Annotated in this window: 20 protein-coding genes and 1 tRNA gene; 11 read left to right on the top strand and 10 right to left on the bottom strand. The window is 67.7% G+C overall.

All coding sequences use genetic code 11. The features are described 5' to 3' along the window. Nucleotides 1–8: 8 nt before the first annotated feature. Both O4H32_RS08630 and O4H32_RS08625 read left to right on the top strand, forming a co-directional pair. Nucleotides 9–1094, top strand: a complete 1086-nt coding sequence (locus tag O4H32_RS08630; protein WP_269358277.1) for an ABC transporter ATP-binding protein — start codon at nt 9–11, stop codon at nt 1092–1094. Between the two features lie 7 nt (nt 1095–1101). Beyond that, nucleotides 1102–2790 (top strand): ABC transporter permease, encoded by a 1689-nt coding sequence (locus tag O4H32_RS08625; RefSeq protein WP_269358275.1) that lies wholly within the window; start codon nt 1102–1104, stop codon nt 2788–2790. Nucleotides 2791–2829: 39 nt separating this feature from the next. On the opposite strand, the gene ypfH is transcribed toward O4H32_RS08625, so the two are convergent. Next, nucleotides 2830–3573, bottom strand: a complete 744-nt coding sequence (gene ypfH, locus O4H32_RS08620) for an esterase (protein WP_269358273.1) — start codon at nt 3571–3573, stop codon at nt 2830–2832. 224 nt (nt 3574–3797) lie between these two features. Beyond that, nucleotides 3798–4364 (bottom strand): DUF924 family protein, encoded by a 567-nt coding sequence (locus tag O4H32_RS08615; RefSeq protein ID WP_269358271.1) that lies wholly within the window; start codon nt 4362–4364, stop codon nt 3798–3800. Nucleotides 4365–4448: 84 nt separating this feature from the next. On the opposite strand from O4H32_RS08615, the gene O4H32_RS08610 reads away from it, so the two are divergent. Continuing rightward, on the top strand, nt 4449–5165 hold the full coding sequence (locus O4H32_RS08610) for an ABC transporter substrate-binding protein (protein WP_269358269.1): 717 nt from the start codon (nt 4449–4451) through the stop codon (nt 5163–5165). Between the two features lie 11 nt (nt 5166–5176). Here O4H32_RS08610 and O4H32_RS08605 read toward each other — a convergent pair whose 3' ends face one another. Continuing rightward, complete coding sequence (locus O4H32_RS08605; RefSeq protein WP_269358267.1) at nt 5177–6100, bottom strand: DMT family transporter; 924 nt, start codon at nt 6098–6100, stop codon at nt 5177–5179. Nucleotides 6101–6255: 155 nt separating this feature from the next. Here O4H32_RS08605 and O4H32_RS08600 point away from each other — a divergent pair, with 155 nt between their 5' ends. Together O4H32_RS08600 and O4H32_RS08595 are read left to right on the top strand one after the other, a co-directional pair. Continuing rightward, nucleotides 6256–6603 (top strand): carboxymuconolactone decarboxylase family protein, encoded by a 348-nt coding sequence (locus O4H32_RS08600; RefSeq protein ID WP_269358266.1) that lies wholly within the window; start codon nt 6256–6258, stop codon nt 6601–6603. 111 nt (nt 6604–6714) lie between these two features. After that, a complete protein-coding gene (locus O4H32_RS08595; RefSeq protein ID WP_269358265.1) occupies nt 6715–7419 on the top strand; it encodes an RNA polymerase sigma factor in 705 nt (234 codons plus the stop codon). Nucleotides 7420–7476: 57 nt separating this feature from the next. On the opposite strand, the gene O4H32_RS08590 is transcribed toward O4H32_RS08595, so the two are convergent. From O4H32_RS08590 to O4H32_RS08580, 3 genes are all read right to left on the bottom strand, one after another. Further along, nucleotides 7477–7998 (bottom strand): plastocyanin/azurin family copper-binding protein, encoded by a 522-nt coding sequence (locus tag O4H32_RS08590; protein ID WP_269358263.1) that lies wholly within the window; start codon nt 7996–7998, stop codon nt 7477–7479. Beyond that, nucleotides 7995–8429: a DUF5602 domain-containing protein gene (locus O4H32_RS08585; RefSeq protein ID WP_269358261.1), complete on the bottom strand. Its 435-nt coding sequence runs from the start codon at nt 8427–8429 to the stop codon at nt 7995–7997. Before O4H32_RS08585 ends, O4H32_RS08590 begins: the two co-directional genes overlap by 4 nt. 122 nt (nt 8430–8551) lie before the next feature. Further along, nucleotides 8552–9130: a DJ-1/PfpI family protein gene (locus O4H32_RS08580; RefSeq protein ID WP_269358574.1), complete on the bottom strand. Its 579-nt coding sequence runs from the start codon at nt 9128–9130 to the stop codon at nt 8552–8554. A 262-nt stretch (nt 9131–9392) separates the two neighbouring features. On the opposite strand from O4H32_RS08580, the gene O4H32_RS08575 reads away from it, so the two are divergent. After that, the gene (locus O4H32_RS08575; protein ID WP_269358259.1) at nt 9393–10463 is read left to right on the top strand and encodes an alkene reductase; all 1071 of its coding nucleotides are present in this window, start codon (nt 9393–9395) and stop codon (nt 10461–10463) included. A 2-nt stretch (nt 10464–10465) separates the two neighbouring features. Here O4H32_RS08575 and O4H32_RS08570 read toward each other — a convergent pair whose 3' ends face one another. Further along, nucleotides 10466–10714, bottom strand: a complete 249-nt coding sequence (locus O4H32_RS08570; RefSeq protein WP_269358257.1) for a DUF2798 domain-containing protein — start codon at nt 10712–10714, stop codon at nt 10466–10468. A 108-nt stretch (nt 10715–10822) separates the two neighbouring features. Here O4H32_RS08570 and O4H32_RS08565 point away from each other — a divergent pair, with 108 nt between their 5' ends. Continuing rightward, a complete protein-coding gene (locus tag O4H32_RS08565) occupies nt 10823–11740 on the top strand; it encodes a LysR family transcriptional regulator (protein ID WP_269358256.1) in 918 nt (305 codons plus the stop codon). Between the two features lie 9 nt (nt 11741–11749). Here O4H32_RS08565 and O4H32_RS08560 read toward each other — a convergent pair whose 3' ends face one another. Then, a complete protein-coding gene (locus O4H32_RS08560; protein WP_269358254.1) occupies nt 11750–12376 on the bottom strand; it encodes a TetR/AcrR family transcriptional regulator in 627 nt (208 codons plus the stop codon). A gap of 72 nt (nt 12377–12448) precedes the next feature. Between O4H32_RS08560 and O4H32_RS08555 the strand changes: the two genes are divergently transcribed. Further along, nucleotides 12449–13744: an MFS transporter gene (locus tag O4H32_RS08555; RefSeq protein ID WP_269358252.1), complete on the top strand. Its 1296-nt coding sequence runs from the start codon at nt 12449–12451 to the stop codon at nt 13742–13744. Between the two features lie 60 nt (nt 13745–13804). On the opposite strand, the gene O4H32_RS08550 is transcribed toward O4H32_RS08555, so the two are convergent. Then, nucleotides 13805–13895, bottom strand: a tRNA-Ser gene (locus O4H32_RS08550). 155 nt (nt 13896–14050) lie between these two features. Between O4H32_RS08550 and O4H32_RS08545 the strand changes: the two genes are divergently transcribed. After that, nucleotides 14051–14407: a hypothetical protein gene (locus O4H32_RS08545; protein WP_269358251.1), complete on the top strand. Its 357-nt coding sequence runs from the start codon at nt 14051–14053 to the stop codon at nt 14405–14407. 13 nt (nt 14408–14420) lie between these two features. Here the strand turns inward: O4H32_RS08545 and serS are convergent, their stop codons facing one another. After that, on the bottom strand, nt 14421–15758 hold the full coding sequence (gene serS / locus O4H32_RS08540) for a serine--tRNA ligase (protein WP_269358249.1): 1338 nt from the start codon (nt 15756–15758) through the stop codon (nt 14421–14423). Nucleotides 15759–15876: 118 nt separating this feature from the next. Here serS and wrbA point away from each other — a divergent pair, with 118 nt between their 5' ends. Together wrbA and O4H32_RS08530 are read left to right on the top strand one after the other, a co-directional pair. Beyond that, nucleotides 15877–16476 carry an NAD(P)H:quinone oxidoreductase gene (wrbA, locus tag O4H32_RS08535; RefSeq protein ID WP_269358247.1) on the top strand — a complete coding sequence of 200 codons (600 nt, stop codon included), beginning with the start codon at nt 15877–15879 and terminating at the stop codon, nt 16474–16476. Nucleotides 16477–16559: 83 nt separating this feature from the next. Then, a complete protein-coding gene (locus O4H32_RS08530; RefSeq protein WP_269358245.1) occupies nt 16560–18224 on the top strand; it encodes a sensor domain-containing diguanylate cyclase in 1665 nt (554 codons plus the stop codon). The last annotated feature ends 10 nt before the right edge of the window (nt 18225–18234 follow it).

Below are 18234 nucleotides of genomic sequence, written 5' to 3'. Positions count from 1 at the left end.
CGCACGCCATGGAAATCCGTATCGAGGGCCTGTGCAAGACCTACCGGTCCGAGGGCCGCACCGTCGCCGCGCTGGACCACGTCGACCTGACGATCCCGGCCAACGAGATCTTCACCCTGCTGGGGCCCAGCGGTTGCGGCAAGACGACGCTGCTGCGCTGCATCGTCGGCCTGGAAACCCCGGACGCCGGTGAAATCCGCATCGGCGACGAAATCGTCTGGTCGGCCGAACGCCGCATCGCCGTACCCACGGAAAAACGCGGCCTGGGGATGGTGTTCCAGACCTACGCCATCTGGCCGCACCTGTCGGTCTTCGACAATATTGCCTATCCGCTGCAGGTGCGTGGCGCCCCCCGGGCGCGGATCCGCGAGAAAGTCGCCCAGGCGCTGGAATTCGTCCAGTTGCGTGGCGTCGAACAGCAGCCCGCCACACGCCTGTCGGGCGGCCAGCAGCAGCGCGTGGCCCTGGCTCGCGCCCTGGTCGCCGAGCCGCGCGTGATCCTGTTCGACGAGCCCCTGTCCAATCTGGACGCCAAGCTGCGCGAGGAGACCCGCAAGCTGCTGCGCCGTTTCCTGGGCGAACTCGGCATCACCGCCCTGTACGTCACGCACGACCGGGTCGAGGCCCTGGCCCTGTCGCACACGATCGCCGTGATGCAGGCCGGGCGCGTGATCGAGACCGGAACCCCGCAGCACATGTACTTCGACGCGCAGCACCGCTACGTGGCGGATTTCATCGGCCGGGCCAATCAGTTCCAGGCCATCGTCCGACACCGGGAAAGCGACTTCACGCTGGCGCGTTGCGGCCTGGGCACGATCCACTGTCAGGCCCGCGATCTGCCCGAGGGCGCCGAGGCCACGCTGTGCATCCGCCCGGAATTCATCCGCGTCACGCGCCACGAGGTCGGGCCGGGTTTCAACGTCATCGAGGGCACGATCGAATCCATGGAGTTCGTCGGCGAGGTCTATGAGGCCGAGATCCGTGTCAACGACGAACGGCTGCTGGCGCGCATCGACCCCGACGTCCGGACCGCGCCCGGGGAACGCGTCGAAATCCGCCTGGACCCGGCCCACTGCCTGCTGCTGAGCGCCTGAGACCGCCATGCACGCCCGCTCCCAGTCGCGCGCCCTGAGCTGGGCCCTCATCATCCTGGTCGGCTTCCTGACCCTGTGCCCGGTCCTGATGCTGCTGCTGGGCAGCCTGTCCCGAGGCCTGACCGCCTTCGGACAGTTCACCCTGTCGAAATATGTCCGCGCCTACACTGATCCGTATCTGTGGGACGTCGCTTTCAATACCGTGGCGTTCGTGCTGGGTTCGTCGCTGCTGGCGACGCTGCTGGCCCTGTTCCTGGCCTACCTGAACACCCGCACCGACATCCCCGCCAAACCGTTGTTCACAGTGCTGTCCATCGTCCCGATGATGATCCCGCACCTGCTGTTCTCGGCCAGCTGGGCGCTGCTGCTGAACCCCAGCAACGGCCTGCTCAACCAGGCGCTGCAGGGGCTGTTCGGCCTGGAGTCGGCGCCGTTCGACATCTACTCGCTGTGGGGCATGACCCTGGTCGAGGGGCTGCTGAACATGCCCATTGCCTATCTGATCATCGCCCCGGCCATGGCCGCCTTCGACCCTTCGCTGGAAGAGGCCGCGCGCGTGTCGGGGTCCGGTTGGACGCGCACCCTGCTGCGGGTCACCCTGCCGGTCCTGCGGCCCGCCATCCTGGCGGCCCTGGTCCTGGGCATCGTGCGCAGCCTGGCGTCCTACGCCGTCCCCCGGGTCCTGGGCACACCGGGCCGCGTGGACGTGCTGGCCACCTATCTGTACGACATGATCTCCACCGGCTTCGCCCCGGACTACGGCCAGGCCGCCGCCGTCGGCATGAGCGTCCTGTCGGCCTCCATCGCCTTGATCGTGCTCTACCGCGCCCTGACGGCCGAGGGCGAAAAGTACGTCACGGTTTCGGCGCGCGGTTTCCGGCCCGGCCTGGTCGAGCTCGGCGCCATGCGGCGTCCGCTGGGCCTGGCCGTCGGGCTGCTGTGCCTGCTGATGGTCGTGCTGCCGGTACTGGTGCTGTTGTATACCTCGCTGGTGCCCTACGTCATGCCACCCGGCGCGCAGGCCTTCGCCGCCATGGACCTGCGCCACTGGATTGCCGTTTTCCACGAGCCCGGCGCCCTGCTGGCGCTGCGCAACAGCCTGTTCCTGGCGATCGCGGGGGCCACGCTGGGTGTGGCGCTGTCCCTGGGCGTGGCCTACGTCGTCGTCAAGACACGCGGCCCCCTGGCGACCCTGCTGGAAACGCTGAGCTTTCTGTCGTTCTCCTTCCCCGGCATCGTCATCGGCATCGGCTTCATGTGGTTCTTTGTCCAGACGCCGCTTTATTCCACGCTGACCGCCCTGCTGCTGGCCTATATCGCGGCCTACCTGCCCTACGGCGTACGCCCCCTGGCCAGTGCCTTCGTGCAGATCCACGGCCACCTGGAAGAATCCTCGCTGGTCTGCGGAGCCAGCCGTCTGGTCACCCTGAGACGCATCGTGATCCCGCTGCTGGTCCCGGGCATCGTGTCCGCGTGGATTCTGATGGCGACCATGTTCCTGCGCGAGCTGACCGTGTCCGTGGTGTTGTCGCGCCCCGGCACGGAAGTCCTGGCCATCCAGATCCTGGGCTACGCCGACGATGGCCTCTGGGGCAAGCTGTCGGCCCTGGGCCTGTTCATGATCGTGCTGTCGACGCTGCTGGTGCTGTGCGCCCAGGCCGCGGGCCGCGCCTTCCGGCGGCGCCAGGGGCTGTAAGACCGGACGCGCGCGGCCTCGCGCGTCCGGCGAATCCGTTCAGTGCAGGGTGCCGTTGTCCCCGGCGTCCGCGTCGGACGCGCCATCGTCGGCGTCGTACTCGTCGACCCGCATGTCCGGCGCCCCCATCACGGCTTCCCAGCTGCGTTGCGGCAGATAGGTCTGCAGGCGCGCAATGGCCTGACGGATCAAGGCGTCATGCAGTTCATGGCCGACGTTCGACGCCATGTCCAGGGTCGCGTCGCCGCCCAGCTCGGCCAGGTGACCATGGACCTGGCGCGCCTGGTCCACGGGCGCGACGCGGTCCGCCGCGCCGTGCAGCAGGTGCAGGGTGGTCAGCATAGGCGCGGCCTGCGGCAGCGTGGCGAAGCGGGTGGAGAACAACAGCGCCCGGCCGGCCAGGCCGGGATCGGCGCAGACGGCTTCCAGCGCCACGGCGGCGCCCTCGGAAAATCCCGCCAGAGCGGTCTGTTCACCGCTCAGGCCACGATCGCGCTGCAGCGCGCGGACTTCGACCGCCAGTGCGGTCCCCGCTTCGGCCACCAGGCCGACGTAGGACTCGGCGTCCGGGTTCGTCCGGGCGATCCAGCGCCGGGCCGGACCCGCGCCGAACGGCCCTTGGGGCTGGACGATCAGCGCCTGGGGAAAGGCCTGGCGGATCGCCGCCACCAGGTCCAGCACCTGATCCGGCGCGGCCGATTCGCCATGCAGCACGACGAAGAGCTGCGCGGGCTCGCCAGCGGACGGCTCGATGATCAGAGAGGCGGGGCGGGGATCGGACATGGGAGGCTTGGAGTCAGCGGTTCGGATTCGTCAGGCTGGGACCATTTTACAGTTGCCGCATCCCCCCACCTCCCGGCCTGCATGCCGGTCGGATTCGTCAGGCACAGAGCAGTCCGCAGGGACTGCTCTTTTACAGTTGCCGCATCCCCCCCACCTCCCGGCCTGCATGCCGGTCGGATTCGTCAGGCACAGAGCAGTCCGCAGGGACTGCTCTGTGTCCTGCCTCATCCCGCGAATCCGCCGTTGTCCAGAAAGCGCCGTTCTTCGGGCGTGGTATCGCGCCCGAGGGCACCGTTGCGGTGCGGGAACCGCCCGAAACGCCGGACGATGTCGCGATGCTCGACCGCCCAGTGCAGCGATGCCGGCACCTCGCGCTCGTACAGGGCCACGGATTCCTCCTGGATAGCCAGGTCTTCGGCATGCATGAAAGGCAGGCAGACGAAGCCGCGCAGGGCGGGCTCGATCCGGTCCAGGAAGACGAGCGCCCGGCGCGCGCAAGCCAGGGCCAGACCGTCCGTGGCGAACATGTGGCCGGTATCCCGGAAGGCGTTGCGGGGATACTGGTCCAGCAGCAGGATCAGGGCCAGGGCCGATTCGGGCTGATCCAGCCAGCCTTCAAGTTCGCCCCGCGCGGCCGCGAAATGGGCATCCTGGAAACGCTCGCGAAACGCGGCATCGAAGGCGGTGTCCTTGGAAAACCACCGTGCGGGGCCGGCCTCGCGCCAGAAGGACACGACAGCGCGCGCCGTGTCGGGCGGGATGGCGGGAATCGGGGCGGCGGCATGCGACATGGAAGACTCCGGAAAGCGAGGCAATGCGCTACGGTACACCGATCCTTCTACAATCGCATCACCAGCCTCCCCATCGAACCCGCCATGCCCCTGTCCGACGATCTCGCCCCCACCGGCGTCCTGCGCGCCGCCATCAACCTGGGCAACCCCTTGCTGGCCCGCCGCGACGCCGGCACCGGCGAAGTCTCGGGCGTGTCCGTGGATCTGGCCGGAGAACTGGCGCGGGAACTCGGCGTCGCACTGGCGCTGGCGGTGTTCGACAAGGCCATCCAGTCGGTCGAGGCGGTCACTGGCGAGGCCGCCGACATCGGTTTCTTCGCCATCGACCCCAAACGCGGCGAGGGCATCGCCTTCACCGCACCCTACGTGCTCATCGAAGGCGCCTATCTGGTGCGCGCGGACTCCCCGCTGCGCGACAATGCCGAGGTCGACCGGCCCGGCCACCGCGTCGTGGTGGGCCAGGGCAGCGCCTACGATCTGTATCTCGGCCGCCATCTGGAACAGGCCGAAATCGTGCGGGCGGAAAATTCACAGCGCGTGGTGGACGACTTCCTGACCGGCGGCCAGGAAGTGGCCGCCGGGGTGCGCCAGCAACTCCAGGCCGACGCGGACCGGGTCGGCGGCGTGCGGCTACTGCCTGGCCGGTTCATGGTGATCGAGCAGGCCATGGGCCTGCCGAAATCGCGCCCGGCGCGCGCCGCCGTCGCACTGGCCGACTTCGTCGAACGCTGCAAGGCGTCCGGCTTCGTGGCACGGTCGCTGGCGCGCCATGGCATCCAGGGCGCCTCGGTCGCGCCCTGAGCCGCTCCGTCTCAGATCCGCCGACCCCGCCACTGGCGATACCAGCCGTAGCCGCTCAGCAGCACGACGCCCGACACCACCAGCAGCGTGCCCCCCAGGAAACCCGCCCCGAGCGGTTCATCCAGCAGCCAGGCTCCCAGGACCACGCCGAACAGCGGCGTGAGGAAAGAAAACACGCCCAGGCGGGACGCCAGGTACTTGCGCAGCAGCCAGAACCAGGTCAGGTAGCTGAAAAAAGCGACGAAAACCGTCTGGAAAGCCAGGCTGGCCCAGACCGTCGGCGTCATGCGGACATCCGTCTGCCCCAACAGGAACGAAACCGCCAGCAGCCACGCCGCCCCCACCACCAGCTGGTACATCAGGGTCTGGCTGGCCGGCAAGGCGGCCATCCGCGTCACCCGCACCACGACAGTGGTGGCGCCCCAGGCGGCTCCGCCCAGCAAGGCCAGCAGATCGCCCCATAGCATGGCGTCGCCCGCCGCCTGGGCGCCGTCATCACGCCACAGGAACGCCAGCGCCACCCCGCCGAAGGCGAGCGCCACGCCCAGCCACTGCACGGCGGCCAGGCGCTCATCGGGCAGTTTCCAGTGCAGACCCAACGCCGCGAAGATCGGCGCCGTATAGAGCAGCACCACGACGTGACCGGCCGAGGTATGGCGCAGGCTTTCGCCCACCAGCACGAACTCCAGGGCGTAGAGGGTGCCGGCCAGCAGCCCAGGGCGCCACAGCCCCAGGATCCCGGCCAGGCGCTCGCCGCGCCAGGCCATGAAAAAGCCCAACAACACACCGGCGACGGCGCTGCGCACGGCGATCTGGAACATGGGGGCGAAGTCCGTGGCGGTGGCCTTGAGCACGATCTGCTGCATGGCCCAGATCAGGCACAACACCAGCATCAGGCCGCAGGCCAGGCCGTCCATGGGCCGGCGGGATTCCATACGATTCACCCGGAACGGAAAAACCGCCATTGTAGGCCTGCCGAACCCGGTCCCGGATGGACGCGCCGAGTCCCTGCCCGGCCCGGGGCTTTCCTGGCGGCACCTTCAACGCGGGTCTATGATGGTTCCGATCAAAGCCCCAGGAGACCCGCATCATGGATGCACCGATGTATCCCCACCCCACCGCCGGGCTGGCCAAGCGGCGCGCCGAACTCGCGCCAGAGGCCCTGTCCGCGTTCAAGGCCTTCAGCAAGGCCGTGTTCGCGCCCGGCGCGCTGGACGCGAAGACCAAGCAACTGATCGCCGTGGCCGTGGCCCACGTGACCCAGTGCCCCTACTGCATCAAGGGCCACACCGAAGGCGCGGCCCGCGCCGGCGCATCCGACGCGGAAATCATGGAAGCCATCTGGGTGGCGGCCGAAATGCGGGCGGGCGGCGCCTACGCCCACTCCAACCTGGCTCTGCAGACCCTGGAAGACCTGCCCGGACGCAAACCGGCCTGACGCATGCCGCCGCGCGGAGGCGTCGCGCATCAGGCCGCCTCCCCGGCACGGCACGAAACGTTTTCCGGTCCGGCCGCATCCAATGCCGACGGTATTCTTTCAGGAGTTCATGTGGACATCCAGTTCCAGCACGATCCGGCGGCGGCGGACGACCTCGCCCTGATCGGCCGCGCGGCGGACGGCGACCTGGCGGCCTTCGAAGCCCTGATGCGCCGTCACAACCAGCCACTCTACCGGGCGGCGCGCAGCATCCTGCGCGACGAGGCCGAAGCCGAAGACGCCGTCCAGGAGGCCTGGTGGAAAGCATATGGACATTTGCAGGATTTTCGCGCCGAGGCCCGGCCCGCGACCTGGCTGACGCGCATCGCCATCAACGAGGCCCTCATGCGCCGCAGGCGAAACAAATCGCGCGAGAACCTCATCCAATCCGCATACCAGGTTCCTCACGAACAGGACGCCATGCCGATGCACGATCCCGATACCGCCGCCCCCGCAACAGCCGGCCCCGACCAACAGGCCTGGCGCGCCGAGTTGCGGCGGCGGCTGGAACAACGGATCGACGAACTCCCCGACCTCTACCGCACGGTCTTCATGCTGCGCGCCGTGGAGGACATGCCGGCCGCCGAGGTCGCCGTTGTCCTGGGGTTGCCCGAGGCCACCGTGCGCGTACGATTCATGCGTGCCCGCCGTCTGCTGCAGGAAGCACTGCGGCCGGATTTCGATCCGCGTGCGGCGGGCGCGTTCTCCTTCGCCGGCGACCGCTGCGACCGCATCGTGTCCGGCGTGCTGGCGCGGGCGCGGGCGGCCGCTCACTGAAGCATCCGGGCCCGAACCGGACGCGACAGACTCGCCCGTTCCCGGCCCGGCGCCGGGTCAATCGACCCGGCCCTGTTTCAGGATGGCCGCCACATCCGGAAAGCCGGCGGCGGCTGCCGAAGGCAGTCGCGCATCCGTTGCGGCATAGGGACGCGCGGCATCCGCACCCGCCACCACGATCCGCCCGACCATCCCCGCATGCTCGTGCGGCAGGCAGAAATAGTCATAGACGCCGGGTATATCGAATACCACAGTGAAGGATTGCCCGGGCAGCAGGTAGTCCGAGTTCCATGGCTTCGCGCCTTCCGGCATGCGCAGCGGCTTGCCGTTGGCCGGGTGATAGGCCGTGGAGGTATGGACGTTGCCCGCATCGCGATTGAGCCAGCGGACGGCCTGGCCAGGCCGCACCAGCAAACCCCGGGGCCGGAACCAGACTTCGGATCCGGTCGATGTGCCGGACATGCCGATCTCCAGGGCGTCGCCGGCGCCCGCCGGCCGTGGCAGAACGGCCGCCAGCAGCAGGCCGCCGCCGGCGCCCAGCAGCAGCCGGCGGCGCGGGTCATGCACAGGCGCGCTCATTTCGTCACGCTGCTTTCCTGCGCGGCCGGCACGTTCCACAACACGATGTGGATGTGCGGCTCCTCCACGCCAGGATGCCCCGCGTTGTACACGATGTCGACGTGGTCCACTTTGACGCCGGCCGGCACCTTCAGATCGTTCAGATGCATGTCGGGCTTCATCAGCGACAGCGGGATCATATAGGTGGCGTTCACGAGACGGCCCTCATGGTCGTAGCCCAGGAACGGCCCGGCCGGCAGCGTGGCGGGATCGACGAACAACCGCCCCATGCCGGGGACGAAATCAGGCAGCTTCACCAGCGAACTGACCGCCTTGTAGGGGGCGGCCGGCGGCGCCTTCACCACGGATGCGTCCGCGGCCTGGACCGCGGGCGCGCCCAGACCCAGGGCCGCGGCGGCCGCCACGGCCGTCAGAAATGAACGTGAGGACATGAGAATCTCCCGATGTGCGCGGCGGAAATCGCCGCGTTTCGGGCCATTGGATGCGCAATCCGGAAGATCCGTTTCGGCGGCGGGAGGCGGGACGGGCGCCGCCCGCCCCGCGAAGCGGCGCGTCAGTGCTGGATGCGCGTGCCCAGCACCGCCAGGAACTGGGCGATCCAGGCCGGATGCGCGGGCCAGGCCGGCGCGGTCACCAGATTGCCGTCCGTATGCGCCTGATCTACCGCGATGTCGGCGTATTGGCCCCCCGCCAGGCGGACTTCCGCCGCGCAGGCCGGATACGCGGAGCAAGTACGCCCCTTGAGCACGCCGGCCGCCGCCAGCAGTTGAGCCCCATGGCAGATCGCCGCGATGGGTTTGGCGGCGTCCGCGAAGTGTCGCACGATGGCCAGCACCCGCTCGTCCATGCGCAGGTATTCAGGCGCGCGGCCGCCGGGGATCACCAGCCCGTCATAGGCCGCCGCGTCCACCGCGTCGAAATCCCGGTTCACCGTGAAACGGTGCCCGGGCTTTTCGCTATAGGTCTGGGCGCCGTCGAAATCGTGGACGGCCGTGGCCACCCATTCCCCCGCCCGCTTACCCGGGCACACTGCGTCGACATCGTGTCCCACGGCCTTCAGCGCCTGAAAGGGCACCATGACTTCGTAGTCTTCGACATAGTCGCCCACCAGCATCAGCAATTTCTTCGCCATCATGCGTCTCCTGTTTGAGTCGGCCCGGACCGATCACCGGACCCTGGATATCGGCCGCCGGATGGCGGATTTCGCGTCCGGACGCCGCATCCATTCATTGTGCCTCTCCAGGCGCGCGCCCGGGTGGGTATTCCCATGCAGCGACACGCCCGGACCCGGTTCCGGCGGCCGGCGCGCGGGCCAAGATGCTTGACAATGTTACTTACAGGTACGTATCATCTATCGTCCAAAACGTACACACCAGCCACTCTGGAAATCCTCCATGCATACCTTGTTCGATCCACTCCAGCTCGGCGACCTGTCGCTGCCCAATCGCATCATCATGGCCCCCCTGACCCGCTGCCGGGCCGAACCCGGACGCATTCCCGGCGCACTGATGGTCGAATACTATCGACAGCGCGCCGGCGCGGGCCTGATCATCAGCGAAGCCACGGCCGTCACCCCGATGGGCGTCGGCTACCCCGACACCCCGGGCATCTGGTCCGACGCCCAGATCGAGGGCTGGAAGAAAGTCACCGCCGCCGTGCATGAGGCGGGCGGACGCATCGTCCTGCAGCTCTGGCACGTCGGCCGCATCTCCGACCCCCTGTATCTGGACGGCGCGGCCCCGGTCGCCCCCAGTGCCATCCAGCCCGCCGGCACCGTCAGTCTGGTGCGTCCCAAAAAGGCCTATGTCACGCCGCGCGCCCTGGAAACCGGGGAAATCCCCGGCATCGTCGAAGCCTACCGGCGCGGCGCACAAAACGCCCTGGCCGCCGGTTTCGACGGCGTGGAGATCCACGCCGCCAATGGCTACCTGATCGACCAGTTCCTGCAAAGCCGCACCAACCGGCGCACTGACGCCTATGGCGGCCCGGTCGAGAACCGCGCCCGCCTGCTGCTGGAAATCACGGACGCAGTCCTGGAAACCTGGGCGCCCGGCCGCGTCGGCGTGCATCTGTCTCCCCGGGGCGATTCCCACGACATGGGAGACGACCGGCCGGCCGAGACGTTCGGTCACGTGGCAGAGGCCCTGGGCCGGCTCGGCATCGCGTTTCTGTGCCTGCGTGAATACGAAGGCCCCGACAGCCTGGCGCCGATGATGCGCGCGAAATTCCCCGGCCGCCTGATCGCCAACGAGGCCCTCGATCTGGACAAAGCGGCCGACTGGCTGGCGCAGGGACGCGCCGACGCGGCCGCCTTCGGCCGGCTGTTCATCGCCAACCCGGACCTGCCCGCCCGCTTCGCGCAGGGCGCGCCCCTGAACGCGCCTCAGCCCGAGACCTTCTACGCCCCGGGCCCCGAAGGTTACACGGACTATCCCGCGCTGGAGGGCTGCGGAGCCGACGCCTGAGGTCAATCCCGTCCTCCAGGCGCGGGCAGCCAGTGGGACACCCGCTGGCTGAGCCGCTGCACCGCCGGCCCGAACAGCAGCACGATGGTGAACGCCGCCGGCCAGGCGGCGGCAAAGGCGTGTCCCCAATGCCGCAGATAGGCCGCATCCAGGCCGAGATTCAGCCAGACCACGAAAGCGGTCATCAAGAGGGACATCCAGAGGGACATCAGCGCGGCGAAGACGAGGCGAAGGCGTTGGGTGGAAGACATGGAAAGCTCCTGTGTGGATAGGTTCACAGTATGAATTCCATCCAAAGCAGGAACCAGATCGTATCTATCAATCTATAATTTCGATAATTGCAATCATAGAGCGATAGCATGCTGGACGCCCTGGCCCTGTTCGTCACCATCGTCGAAGCCGGCAGCCTGAGCGCCGCCGCCGAACGCCTCGACATGCCCGCCGCCACGGTCACCCGCCGCCTCCAGGCTCTCGAGCGCGAACTTGGCTGCCGCCTGCTGCACCGCAGCGCGCGCCGGCTCCAGCCGACCGCCGAGGGATTGCAATACTATGAACAATGCAGGCCTCTGATCCACGCGCTGGGCCAGGCCACCCGTTCCCTGGACGACAACCTGCGCCGCATCGCGGGCCACATCCGCGTGCTGGCGCCAGTGAATCTCGCCAGCGGCCCTCTCACGCCCGCCTGGCTCGGATTCCTGCGGCGGCATCCCGAGGTCAGTCTGGAATTCCAGCTCAGCAACACGATTCAGGATCTGGTCGGAAGCGGCGCCGACCTGGCCATCCGGGTCGGCGATCAGGCCGATTCGTTGCTGACCCACAGACGCCTCGGGCAGATCGGCGTGCGCCTGGTCGCCGCACCCGCCTATCTGGCCCGGCGCGGCACGCCCGCCACCGCGCGGGATCTGGCCGCGCACGACGCGGTCGTCTCGATGCCGCTGCAGGAATGGTCCCTGCGCGACCCCGCCACCGGGATCGAGTCGACTGTGCGGCCCGCCGCGCGCCTGAGGGCCAATGAAATGCGGCTCGCGCTCGCCGCGGCCGAGGCCGGCCTGGGCATCCTGCTCTGCCCCGCCACCTTCACGCTCGACGGCATCGCGCGCGGCACCCTGTCGAGCCTGCTCGAAGACTGGTTGCCCAGGCCCAGGCCCCTGTTCGCGGTGTGGCCGCAGCAGCGCTATCTGCCCGCCCGGGTGCGCGCGCTGCTGGACTACCTGCAGGCGTTCATCGAGACCGAACCGATCTTCGGCAGTGTGTCCGGCCCCGCGCGCACCGCCTGAGAACCCGCCCTATTTCAGACTGGCGTCGATCAGGCGGGCCGCCGCATCCGCCAGGTGACGCACCGGCCCCTCCGCGCCGAGCACCTGGCTGGATGCGCAAGCGCCTTCCAGCAACAGCAGCAGGCCGTCGCCCAGCGCTTCGGGATCGCGCGCGCCCATTTGGCTTGCCAGTTCGGTCAGGCGCGCGCGCACCCGTCGCTTGCTGGCCACCGACACCTGCCGGGCGGGATGGTCGGGTTCGGGGTATTCGATGCATGCATTGGTCAAGCCGCAGCCCCGATACTCCGACCGGGAGGTCCGTTCGGTCAACCCCGAGAAATAAGCCAGGATCTGCGCGCGCGGATCGCCGGGATGAGCCTCGACCGCGGCCTCGAAACGCCGCCAGAATTCGGTCTCGTAGTCCCTCAGATAGGCCACCACCAGATCGTCCTTCGAACCAAAGCTGCGATAGAGGCTGGGCTTGGTCACACCCGCTTCGGCGACGATCGCATCCACCCCGACCGCCCGGATGCCCTGGTGGTAGAACAGATCCTGCGCGCTGCTGCGGATGCGGTCGGCCGCGCGCGGCAACGGCCCCGCCTTCTGCGCGCGATCCGGGTCATCCGGCCGGGGAGCGGCCCGAGGTGTCTTTTTCATGGCTTTGCTTGACGATGTTACTGATCGGTACGTATTATATGCCGTTCCGCAGGTACCGACCAGTCACATTCCATGCCGCCCTCCGACCGTTCCGCACGCACCCTCCCATCCCGCCTGGGTCAACGCTACGCCTTCGTGGTGGTCGGCGTCATTTTCTTCTGCCTGCTGTTTTCGGCCGGGCTGCGCGCCACACCCAGCGTGCTGCTGGATCCCCTGCAACTGGCCTTCGGCTGGAGCCGGTCCACCATTTCGCTGGCGGCCGCCATCGGCATCTTTTTCTACGGCATGGTGGGTCCCTTCGCCGCCGCCGCCATGGATCATTTCGGCCTGCGCCGCGTGCTGCTCACGGCGCTGGCCGTCATGGCGGCGTCCTCAGCCGCCAGCGCCTACATGACCCAGACCTGGCATCTCATCGCCTTGTGGGGCGTGTTCTCGGGGATCGGCTCGGGCGCCGTGGCCACGGTGCTGGGCGCCACGATCGCCAATCGCTGGTTTTTCAAGCATCGCGGCCTGGCCATGGGGATCCTCACCGCCAGCACCGCCACCGGCAACCTGATTTTCCTGCCCCTGCTGGCCGGGCTGGCCTCGTCCGGCGACTGGACGCGCGCCGTCTGGACCGTGGCCATCGCCATGGTGGCGATAGTGCCGCTGGTCTGGCGGCTGGTGCCCGACAGCCCCGCCAGTGTGGGCCTGCTGCCCTACGGCAGCAACCCGGCCGACCCGCCCGCGCCGCCCGCGCCGCGCACAGGCCTGATCGCCGCCACCTTCGGCGCGCTCGGGCGTGCCAGCCGCACCCGCGCCTTCTGGTTCCTGTTCGCCACCTTCTGGGTGTGCGGCTTCACCACCAACGGCCTCGTCGGCACGCACCTGATCGCGATGTGCGGCGACCACGGCATCGCCGCAGTCCAGGCGGCGGGCCTGCTGGCGCTGATGGGGGTGTTCGACCTGGTCGGCACGACGGCCTCGGGCTGGCTCACCGACCGCTACGACCCGCGCAAGCTGCTGTTCGTGTATTACGGCCTGCGCGGCGTGTCGCTGATGGTGCTGCCCTACACCGATTTCTCGCTCTACAGTCTGTCTATCTTCGCCGTGTTCTACGGCCTGGACTGGATCGCCACCGTGCCGCCCACGCTGCGCCTGGCCACCGACATCTTCGGCGACCGCGACGCCCCGGTGGTGTTCGGCTGGATCGTCGCCGGCCACCAGATCGGCGCCGCCACGGCGGCCTGGATGGGCGGTTTCGTGCGCGAGGTGTCAGGCAGCTACCTGACGGCCTTCGTGCTTTCGGGCGCCACCGGCATCGCCGCCGCCGTGATCGCACTGATGATCAAGCGTCAGCGCGCAGGGGGCATGCTGGCGGCGGCTTGAGGAGGCATCGACCGAAAAGAGAAAAGGCCCTTGGATCCAAGGGCCTTTTCTCTTTGATTCTGGCGGAGAGGGTGGGATTCGAACCCACGGTACGGGGTTACCGTACGCCTGATTTCGAGTCAGGTACATTCGACCACTCTGCCACCTCTCCGGATACGACGCATTGCAAGTCGAGTCGCGCATCATAGCATGAATCGCAGAGATCGGCGGGGACGCCCGCAAACCGCCACTCCCCGCTGATCCATTGCCCGCCCCCGCCTTCTGGCCTATAGTGAACTCAGGCATAAACGCAGTCGGAGGTCCGCCATGAACATCCAAGCCCTGCATTTCGTGCTCGACATCGACGGCAACGGTTCGTTCGCCGGATGGGAGGTCATCGAAGCCCTGAAATGGGCCTTTTCCCTGCCCGGCCGCCTGATGGTCGAAGGCCTGGGCAACATCCCGCCCATCGCCGACACTTTCCACATCCAGGCCTCGGTCGCGACCGGCTACGCCAGCTTCCACAGCCTGCTGGCCACGGTCCTGAACCTGCTGTTCTGGGTGGGCTGCCTGGTCCTGATCACGCGCATCGGCGCCGACCGGAAAGCGGCCAACCCCGATGCAGCGCCCCAGGACGCGCCCGGTATGCCGCATTACCGCGGCCCGAAGGCCCGCAAGACCTGACGGTATGGTCCGATCAGGCCCGGATGGCCTCCAGCCCGCCCATGTAGGGACGCAGGGCGGTCGGGATCACGATGCCGCCATCGGCCTGCTGGTAGTTTTCCAGCACGGCCACCAGGGCGCGGCCCACGGCCAGCCCGGATCCGTTCAGGGTATGCAGGTACTCCGGCTTGGCCTTGGGGCCTTCGGGGCGGAAACGCCCCTGCAGGCGTCGCGCCTGGAAGTCCAGGCAGTTCGACACCGACGAGATTTCCCGCCAGGTATTCTGCGCCGGCAGCCAGACCTCCAGGTCGTAGGTCTTGGCCGAGCCAAAGCCCATGTCGCCCGCGCACAGCAGCACCACGCGATACGGGAGCCCCAGCGCCCGCAGCACGTGTTCCGCATGGCCGACCATTTCGTCCAGCGCCTGCCAGGATTGATCCGGATGCACGATCTGCACCATCTCGACCTTGTCGAACTGATGCTGGCGGATCAGGCCGCGCAGGTCGCGCCCGCCACTGCCGGCCTCCGACCGGAAGCACGGCGTGTGCGCGGTCAGCCGGACCGGCAAATCGCGTGCGTCCAGAATGCGGTCACGCACCGTGCCGGTCAGCGGGATCTCGGCGGTGGAGATCAGGTACAGGTCCTCGGCCGGGCCATCTTCGTCCGGCGTGGCGCCCTGGCCGCCCTTGGTCACCCAGAACATGTCGTCCTTGAATTTGGGCAGCTGGCCGGTGCCGTACAGCGTGGAACCATTGACGATGTAGGGGGTATAGCATTCCTGGTAGCCGTGCTCGCCGGTCTGCAGGTCCAGCATGAACTGCGCCAGCGCGCGATGCAGACGGGCGATAGGGCCACGCAGCATCATGAAGCGGGCGCCGACCAGGGACCGTGCGGCCTCGAAATCCAGGCCGAAAGGTTCGGCCAGGGCGACGTGGTCGCGGGGTTCGAAACCCAGGTCGGCGGGGTTGCCGTCGGCGCGGGCCGCGCCCGGCAGCCAGCGGCGGACCTCGACGTTGTCGGCCTCGGACGCGCCATCCGGCACACTGTCGTCGGGCAGGTTGGGAATGGTCATCAACCAGGCGGACAGTTCCTGCTGCACGGCACCCAGATCCTGCTCCAGGGCCTTGAGCTGGTCGGGAATGGCCTGGGATTCGGCCAGCACGGCCGAAGCGTCCTCGCCGCGCGACTTCAACTGGCCGATCTGCTTGGCCAGCGCATTGCGCCGCGCCTGCAGTTCCTCGGTGCGGACCTGCACGGCCTTGCGGCGGGCTTCCAGGGCGTGGTAGCGGTCGGTATCGAAGGCCAGTCCGCGCCGGGCGAGAGCCCGTACGACGCGGTCCAGATCCTTGCGCAGCAGATTGGTGTCGAGCATGGCGAGGTGACGTGGATTCGTGAAAGGAGCTATTGTATTCAATCCCGCACCCGCCCTGTCGCGGCCCCGCCGCGCGTCGGCCCGGATGACGGGCATCCCTCAGAAAAGGAGTCTCTTCATGTCCAAAGTACTGGTGCTCTATCATTCGACCTACGGTCACATCGAAACCATGGCCCAGGCCGTCGCCGAGGGCGCCCGATCGACGGGTGCCTCCGTCGACATCAAGCGTGTGCCGGAACTGGTCCCCGAGGACATCGCCCGCAAGTCCGGCTACAAGCTCGATCAGGCCGCGCCCATCGCCCAGGTCAAGGATCTGGCCGACTACGACGCCATCCTGATCGGCTGCGGCACCCGGTTCGGGCGCATGTGCTCGCAAATGGCGAACTTCCTGGACCAGGCGGGCGGCCTGTGGGCCGGCGGCCAGCTCAACGGCAAGGTGGGTGCGGCTTTCACCAGCACGGCCACCCAGCACGGCGGCCAGGAAATGACGCTGTTTTCCATCATCGCCAACATGCTGCACTTCGGTTTTGTCGTCGTGGGCCTGCCCTATAGCTTCCAGGGCCAGATGCGCCTGGACGAGGTCACCGGCGGGGCACCCTATGGGGCCTCCACCATCGCCGGAGGCGACGGCTCGCGCAAGCCTTCCGCGAACGAACTGGACGGCGCGCGTTTCCAGGGCAGGCACGCCGCCGAGGTGGCGAACAAGCTGTTCGGGTGACTTTGAACGATTGATCAAAAGGAAGAGACAGTTTGGATCGACTGAACGCCATAAAAATCATTCCCGGTTCCTTCCGCGCCCGAATGGCCCTTCTGTTCGGCGTGCTGTCCATTCTGGTGAGCGCGCCGACCTACCTGGTCATCAGCCACATCCAAAAAGAACAGATCCTGGATGAACAACGCGCCATTCTGCAGAACATGGCCGACGCCGCGGCCACCGTGATTGCGGAGAACCTGGTGCAGCGGCGGCGGGAAATCGAGCTGCTTGCTCAGTCCGACACATTCAGAACCGCGCCCCTGGACGGCAAGGCCGTGCACATCGCCCTGGAGCGGCTCAAGAAATCGTATCCGCATTACTCCTGGATCGGACTGACCGACCCGGAAGGCATCGTGCGCTCGGCCACATCGAACCATCTGGTCGGCCAGTCGGCCGCGGCGCGCCCCTGGTTCCAGAAAGGCCGCTTCAATGTGTTCGTGGGCGATGTGCACGAAGCGCTTCTCCTGACCAAACTGCTCCCGCAAACGGAACCGGGACAACCTGCACGCTTCATCGATTTCGCCTCGCCCGTGATTTCGGAGGATGGACAGTTGCGCGGCGTGCTTGCCGCGCACGCGCACTGGCGATGGGCGGGCACGGCCCTCAAGGCCGCCACGCCCCGGGACGCGGACCAGACAGGCATCCAGCTGTTCATCGTCAATGACCAGGACCGGATCATCTACCCGGAACAGGGCGCGGCGCCCCAGTCGACCACCGTGAACGAGGATCTGTTGTCCCGGCATGGAAAGAATTTCCTGGCCTGGGGCCGGGACGGGCGTTTTCTGATCACGGCCTCGGCGGTGGCCGAGCCGACCGCGCTTTCCACCCTGAACTGGCGGGTGGTCGTGCGCCAGCCGGAATCCATTCTGCTCGCGAACGTCGCTCGCCTGCAGCGGGCGATCCTGCTGATTTCCATCCTGGGCGTCGTCGTGTTCATCCTGCTGGCATGGCAGGCGGCTTCCCTCATCAGCAGACCGATCGAGCGGTTGACCGACAGCGCCCGCCGCATCCGGCAAGGCGACGAGCATGCGCGGTTCTCCGCCCCGCCGGCCAGCAGCCGCGAATTGCAGGAGCTTTCGAAAGCGCTGGAAGGCATGTCGAACACGCTGCTCGAACAAAAGCACGCGCTGGAAACCAGCAACCAGCGGCTTGAAATCAAGGTTGCCCACCGGACCGAGGAACTGCATCGCCTGAACCGCGAGCTGGAATCGCTGGCACGGACGGACGCGCTCACGGGAACGCCCAATCGCATGGCGGCCAACGAAGCGCTGCTGCGGGAATTCGCCAGATTCAAGCGCGGCCATCCCCCCTATGCCGTCCTGATGATGGACATCGACCACTTCAAGCGGATCAATGACACCTATGGCCATGCCACAGGCGACGACATCCTGCGCAGTGTCGCCTCGATCATTCGCGACGCCATCCGGGGAACGGATTTCTTCGGACGCGTCGGCGGCGAGGAATTCATGGCGCTGTTGCTGGCGACCGACCAGATCCAGGCCGAGTCCGTTGCCGAGAAACTCAGATCGATCGTCGAATCGACCGGCCTGGAACCCGTGGGCACAGTGACCATCAGCATCGGCGCATGCATCGTGCAGACGTCGGATCGCAATCCGGACGACGCGCTGAAGCGCGCGGACGAAGCGCTCTACAGGGCGAAAGCCGCCGGCCGGAATCGGGTGGTCGTATCCAACGAGTCGACGCGCCCATGAGAAAGCGGTC

It is taken from the genome of Castellaniella denitrificans (assembly GCF_027214045.1).
Lineage (GTDB): Bacteria > Pseudomonadota > Gammaproteobacteria > Burkholderiales > Burkholderiaceae_B > Castellaniella > Castellaniella denitrificans_A.
The sequence above is the reverse complement of the archived record's forward strand: the minus strand, read 5'-3'. Positions and strand labels throughout refer to the sequence as shown.

Bases quoted from the DNA above. Each gene is read 5' to 3' on its own strand.
- O4H32_RS08545 (WP_269358251.1), top strand. From the start codon at position 14,051: ATGAACATCCAAGCCCTGCATTTCGTGCTCGACATCGACGGCAACGGT.
- O4H32_RS08605 (WP_269358267.1), bottom strand. From the start codon at position 6,100: ATGGAATCCCGCCGGCCCATGGACGGCCTGGCCTGCGGCCTGATGCTG.
- O4H32_RS08570 (WP_269358257.1), bottom strand. From the start codon at position 10,714: ATGTCTTCCACCCAACGCCTTCGCCTCGTCTTCGCCGCGCTGATGTCC.
- serS (WP_269358249.1), bottom strand. From the start codon at position 15,758: ATGCTCGACACCAATCTGCTGCGCAAGGATCTGGACCGCGTCGTACGG.
- O4H32_RS08575 (WP_269358259.1), top strand. From the start codon at position 9,393: ATGCATACCTTGTTCGATCCACTCCAGCTCGGCGACCTGTCGCTGCCC.
- O4H32_RS08610 (WP_269358269.1), top strand. From the start codon at position 4,449: ATGCCCCTGTCCGACGATCTCGCCCCCACCGGCGTCCTGCGCGCCGCC.
- O4H32_RS08530 (WP_269358245.1), top strand. From the start codon at position 16,560: ATGGCCCTTCTGTTCGGCGTGCTGTCCATTCTGGTGAGCGCGCCGACC.
- O4H32_RS08585 (WP_269358261.1), bottom strand. From the start codon at position 8,429: ATGTCCTCACGTTCATTTCTGACGGCCGTGGCGGCCGCCGCGGCCCTG.
- O4H32_RS08580 (WP_269358574.1), bottom strand. From the start codon at position 9,130: ATGGCGAAGAAATTGCTGATGCTGGTGGGCGACTATGTCGAAGACTAC.
- O4H32_RS08565 (WP_269358256.1), top strand. From the start codon at position 10,823: ATGCTGGACGCCCTGGCCCTGTTCGTCACCATCGTCGAAGCCGGCAGC.
- ypfH (WP_269358273.1), bottom strand. From the start codon at position 3,573: ATGTCCGATCCCCGCCCCGCCTCTCTGATCATCGAGCCGTCCGCTGGC.
- O4H32_RS08630 (WP_269358277.1), top strand. From the start codon at position 9: ATGGAAATCCGTATCGAGGGCCTGTGCAAGACCTACCGGTCCGAGGGC.
- O4H32_RS08600 (WP_269358266.1), top strand. From the start codon at position 6,256: ATGGATGCACCGATGTATCCCCACCCCACCGCCGGGCTGGCCAAGCGG.
- wrbA (WP_269358247.1), top strand. From the start codon at position 15,877: ATGTCCAAAGTACTGGTGCTCTATCATTCGACCTACGGTCACATCGAA.
- O4H32_RS08560 (WP_269358254.1), bottom strand. From the start codon at position 12,376: ATGAAAAAGACACCTCGGGCCGCTCCCCGGCCGGATGACCCGGATCGC.
- O4H32_RS08625 (WP_269358275.1), top strand. From the start codon at position 1,102: ATGCACGCCCGCTCCCAGTCGCGCGCCCTGAGCTGGGCCCTCATCATC.
- O4H32_RS08615 (WP_269358271.1), bottom strand. From the start codon at position 4,364: ATGTCGCATGCCGCCGCCCCGATTCCCGCCATCCCGCCCGACACGGCG.
- O4H32_RS08590 (WP_269358263.1), bottom strand. From the start codon at position 7,998: ATGAGCGCGCCTGTGCATGACCCGCGCCGCCGGCTGCTGCTGGGCGCC.
- O4H32_RS08555 (WP_269358252.1), top strand. From the start codon at position 12,449: ATGCCGCCCTCCGACCGTTCCGCACGCACCCTCCCATCCCGCCTGGGT.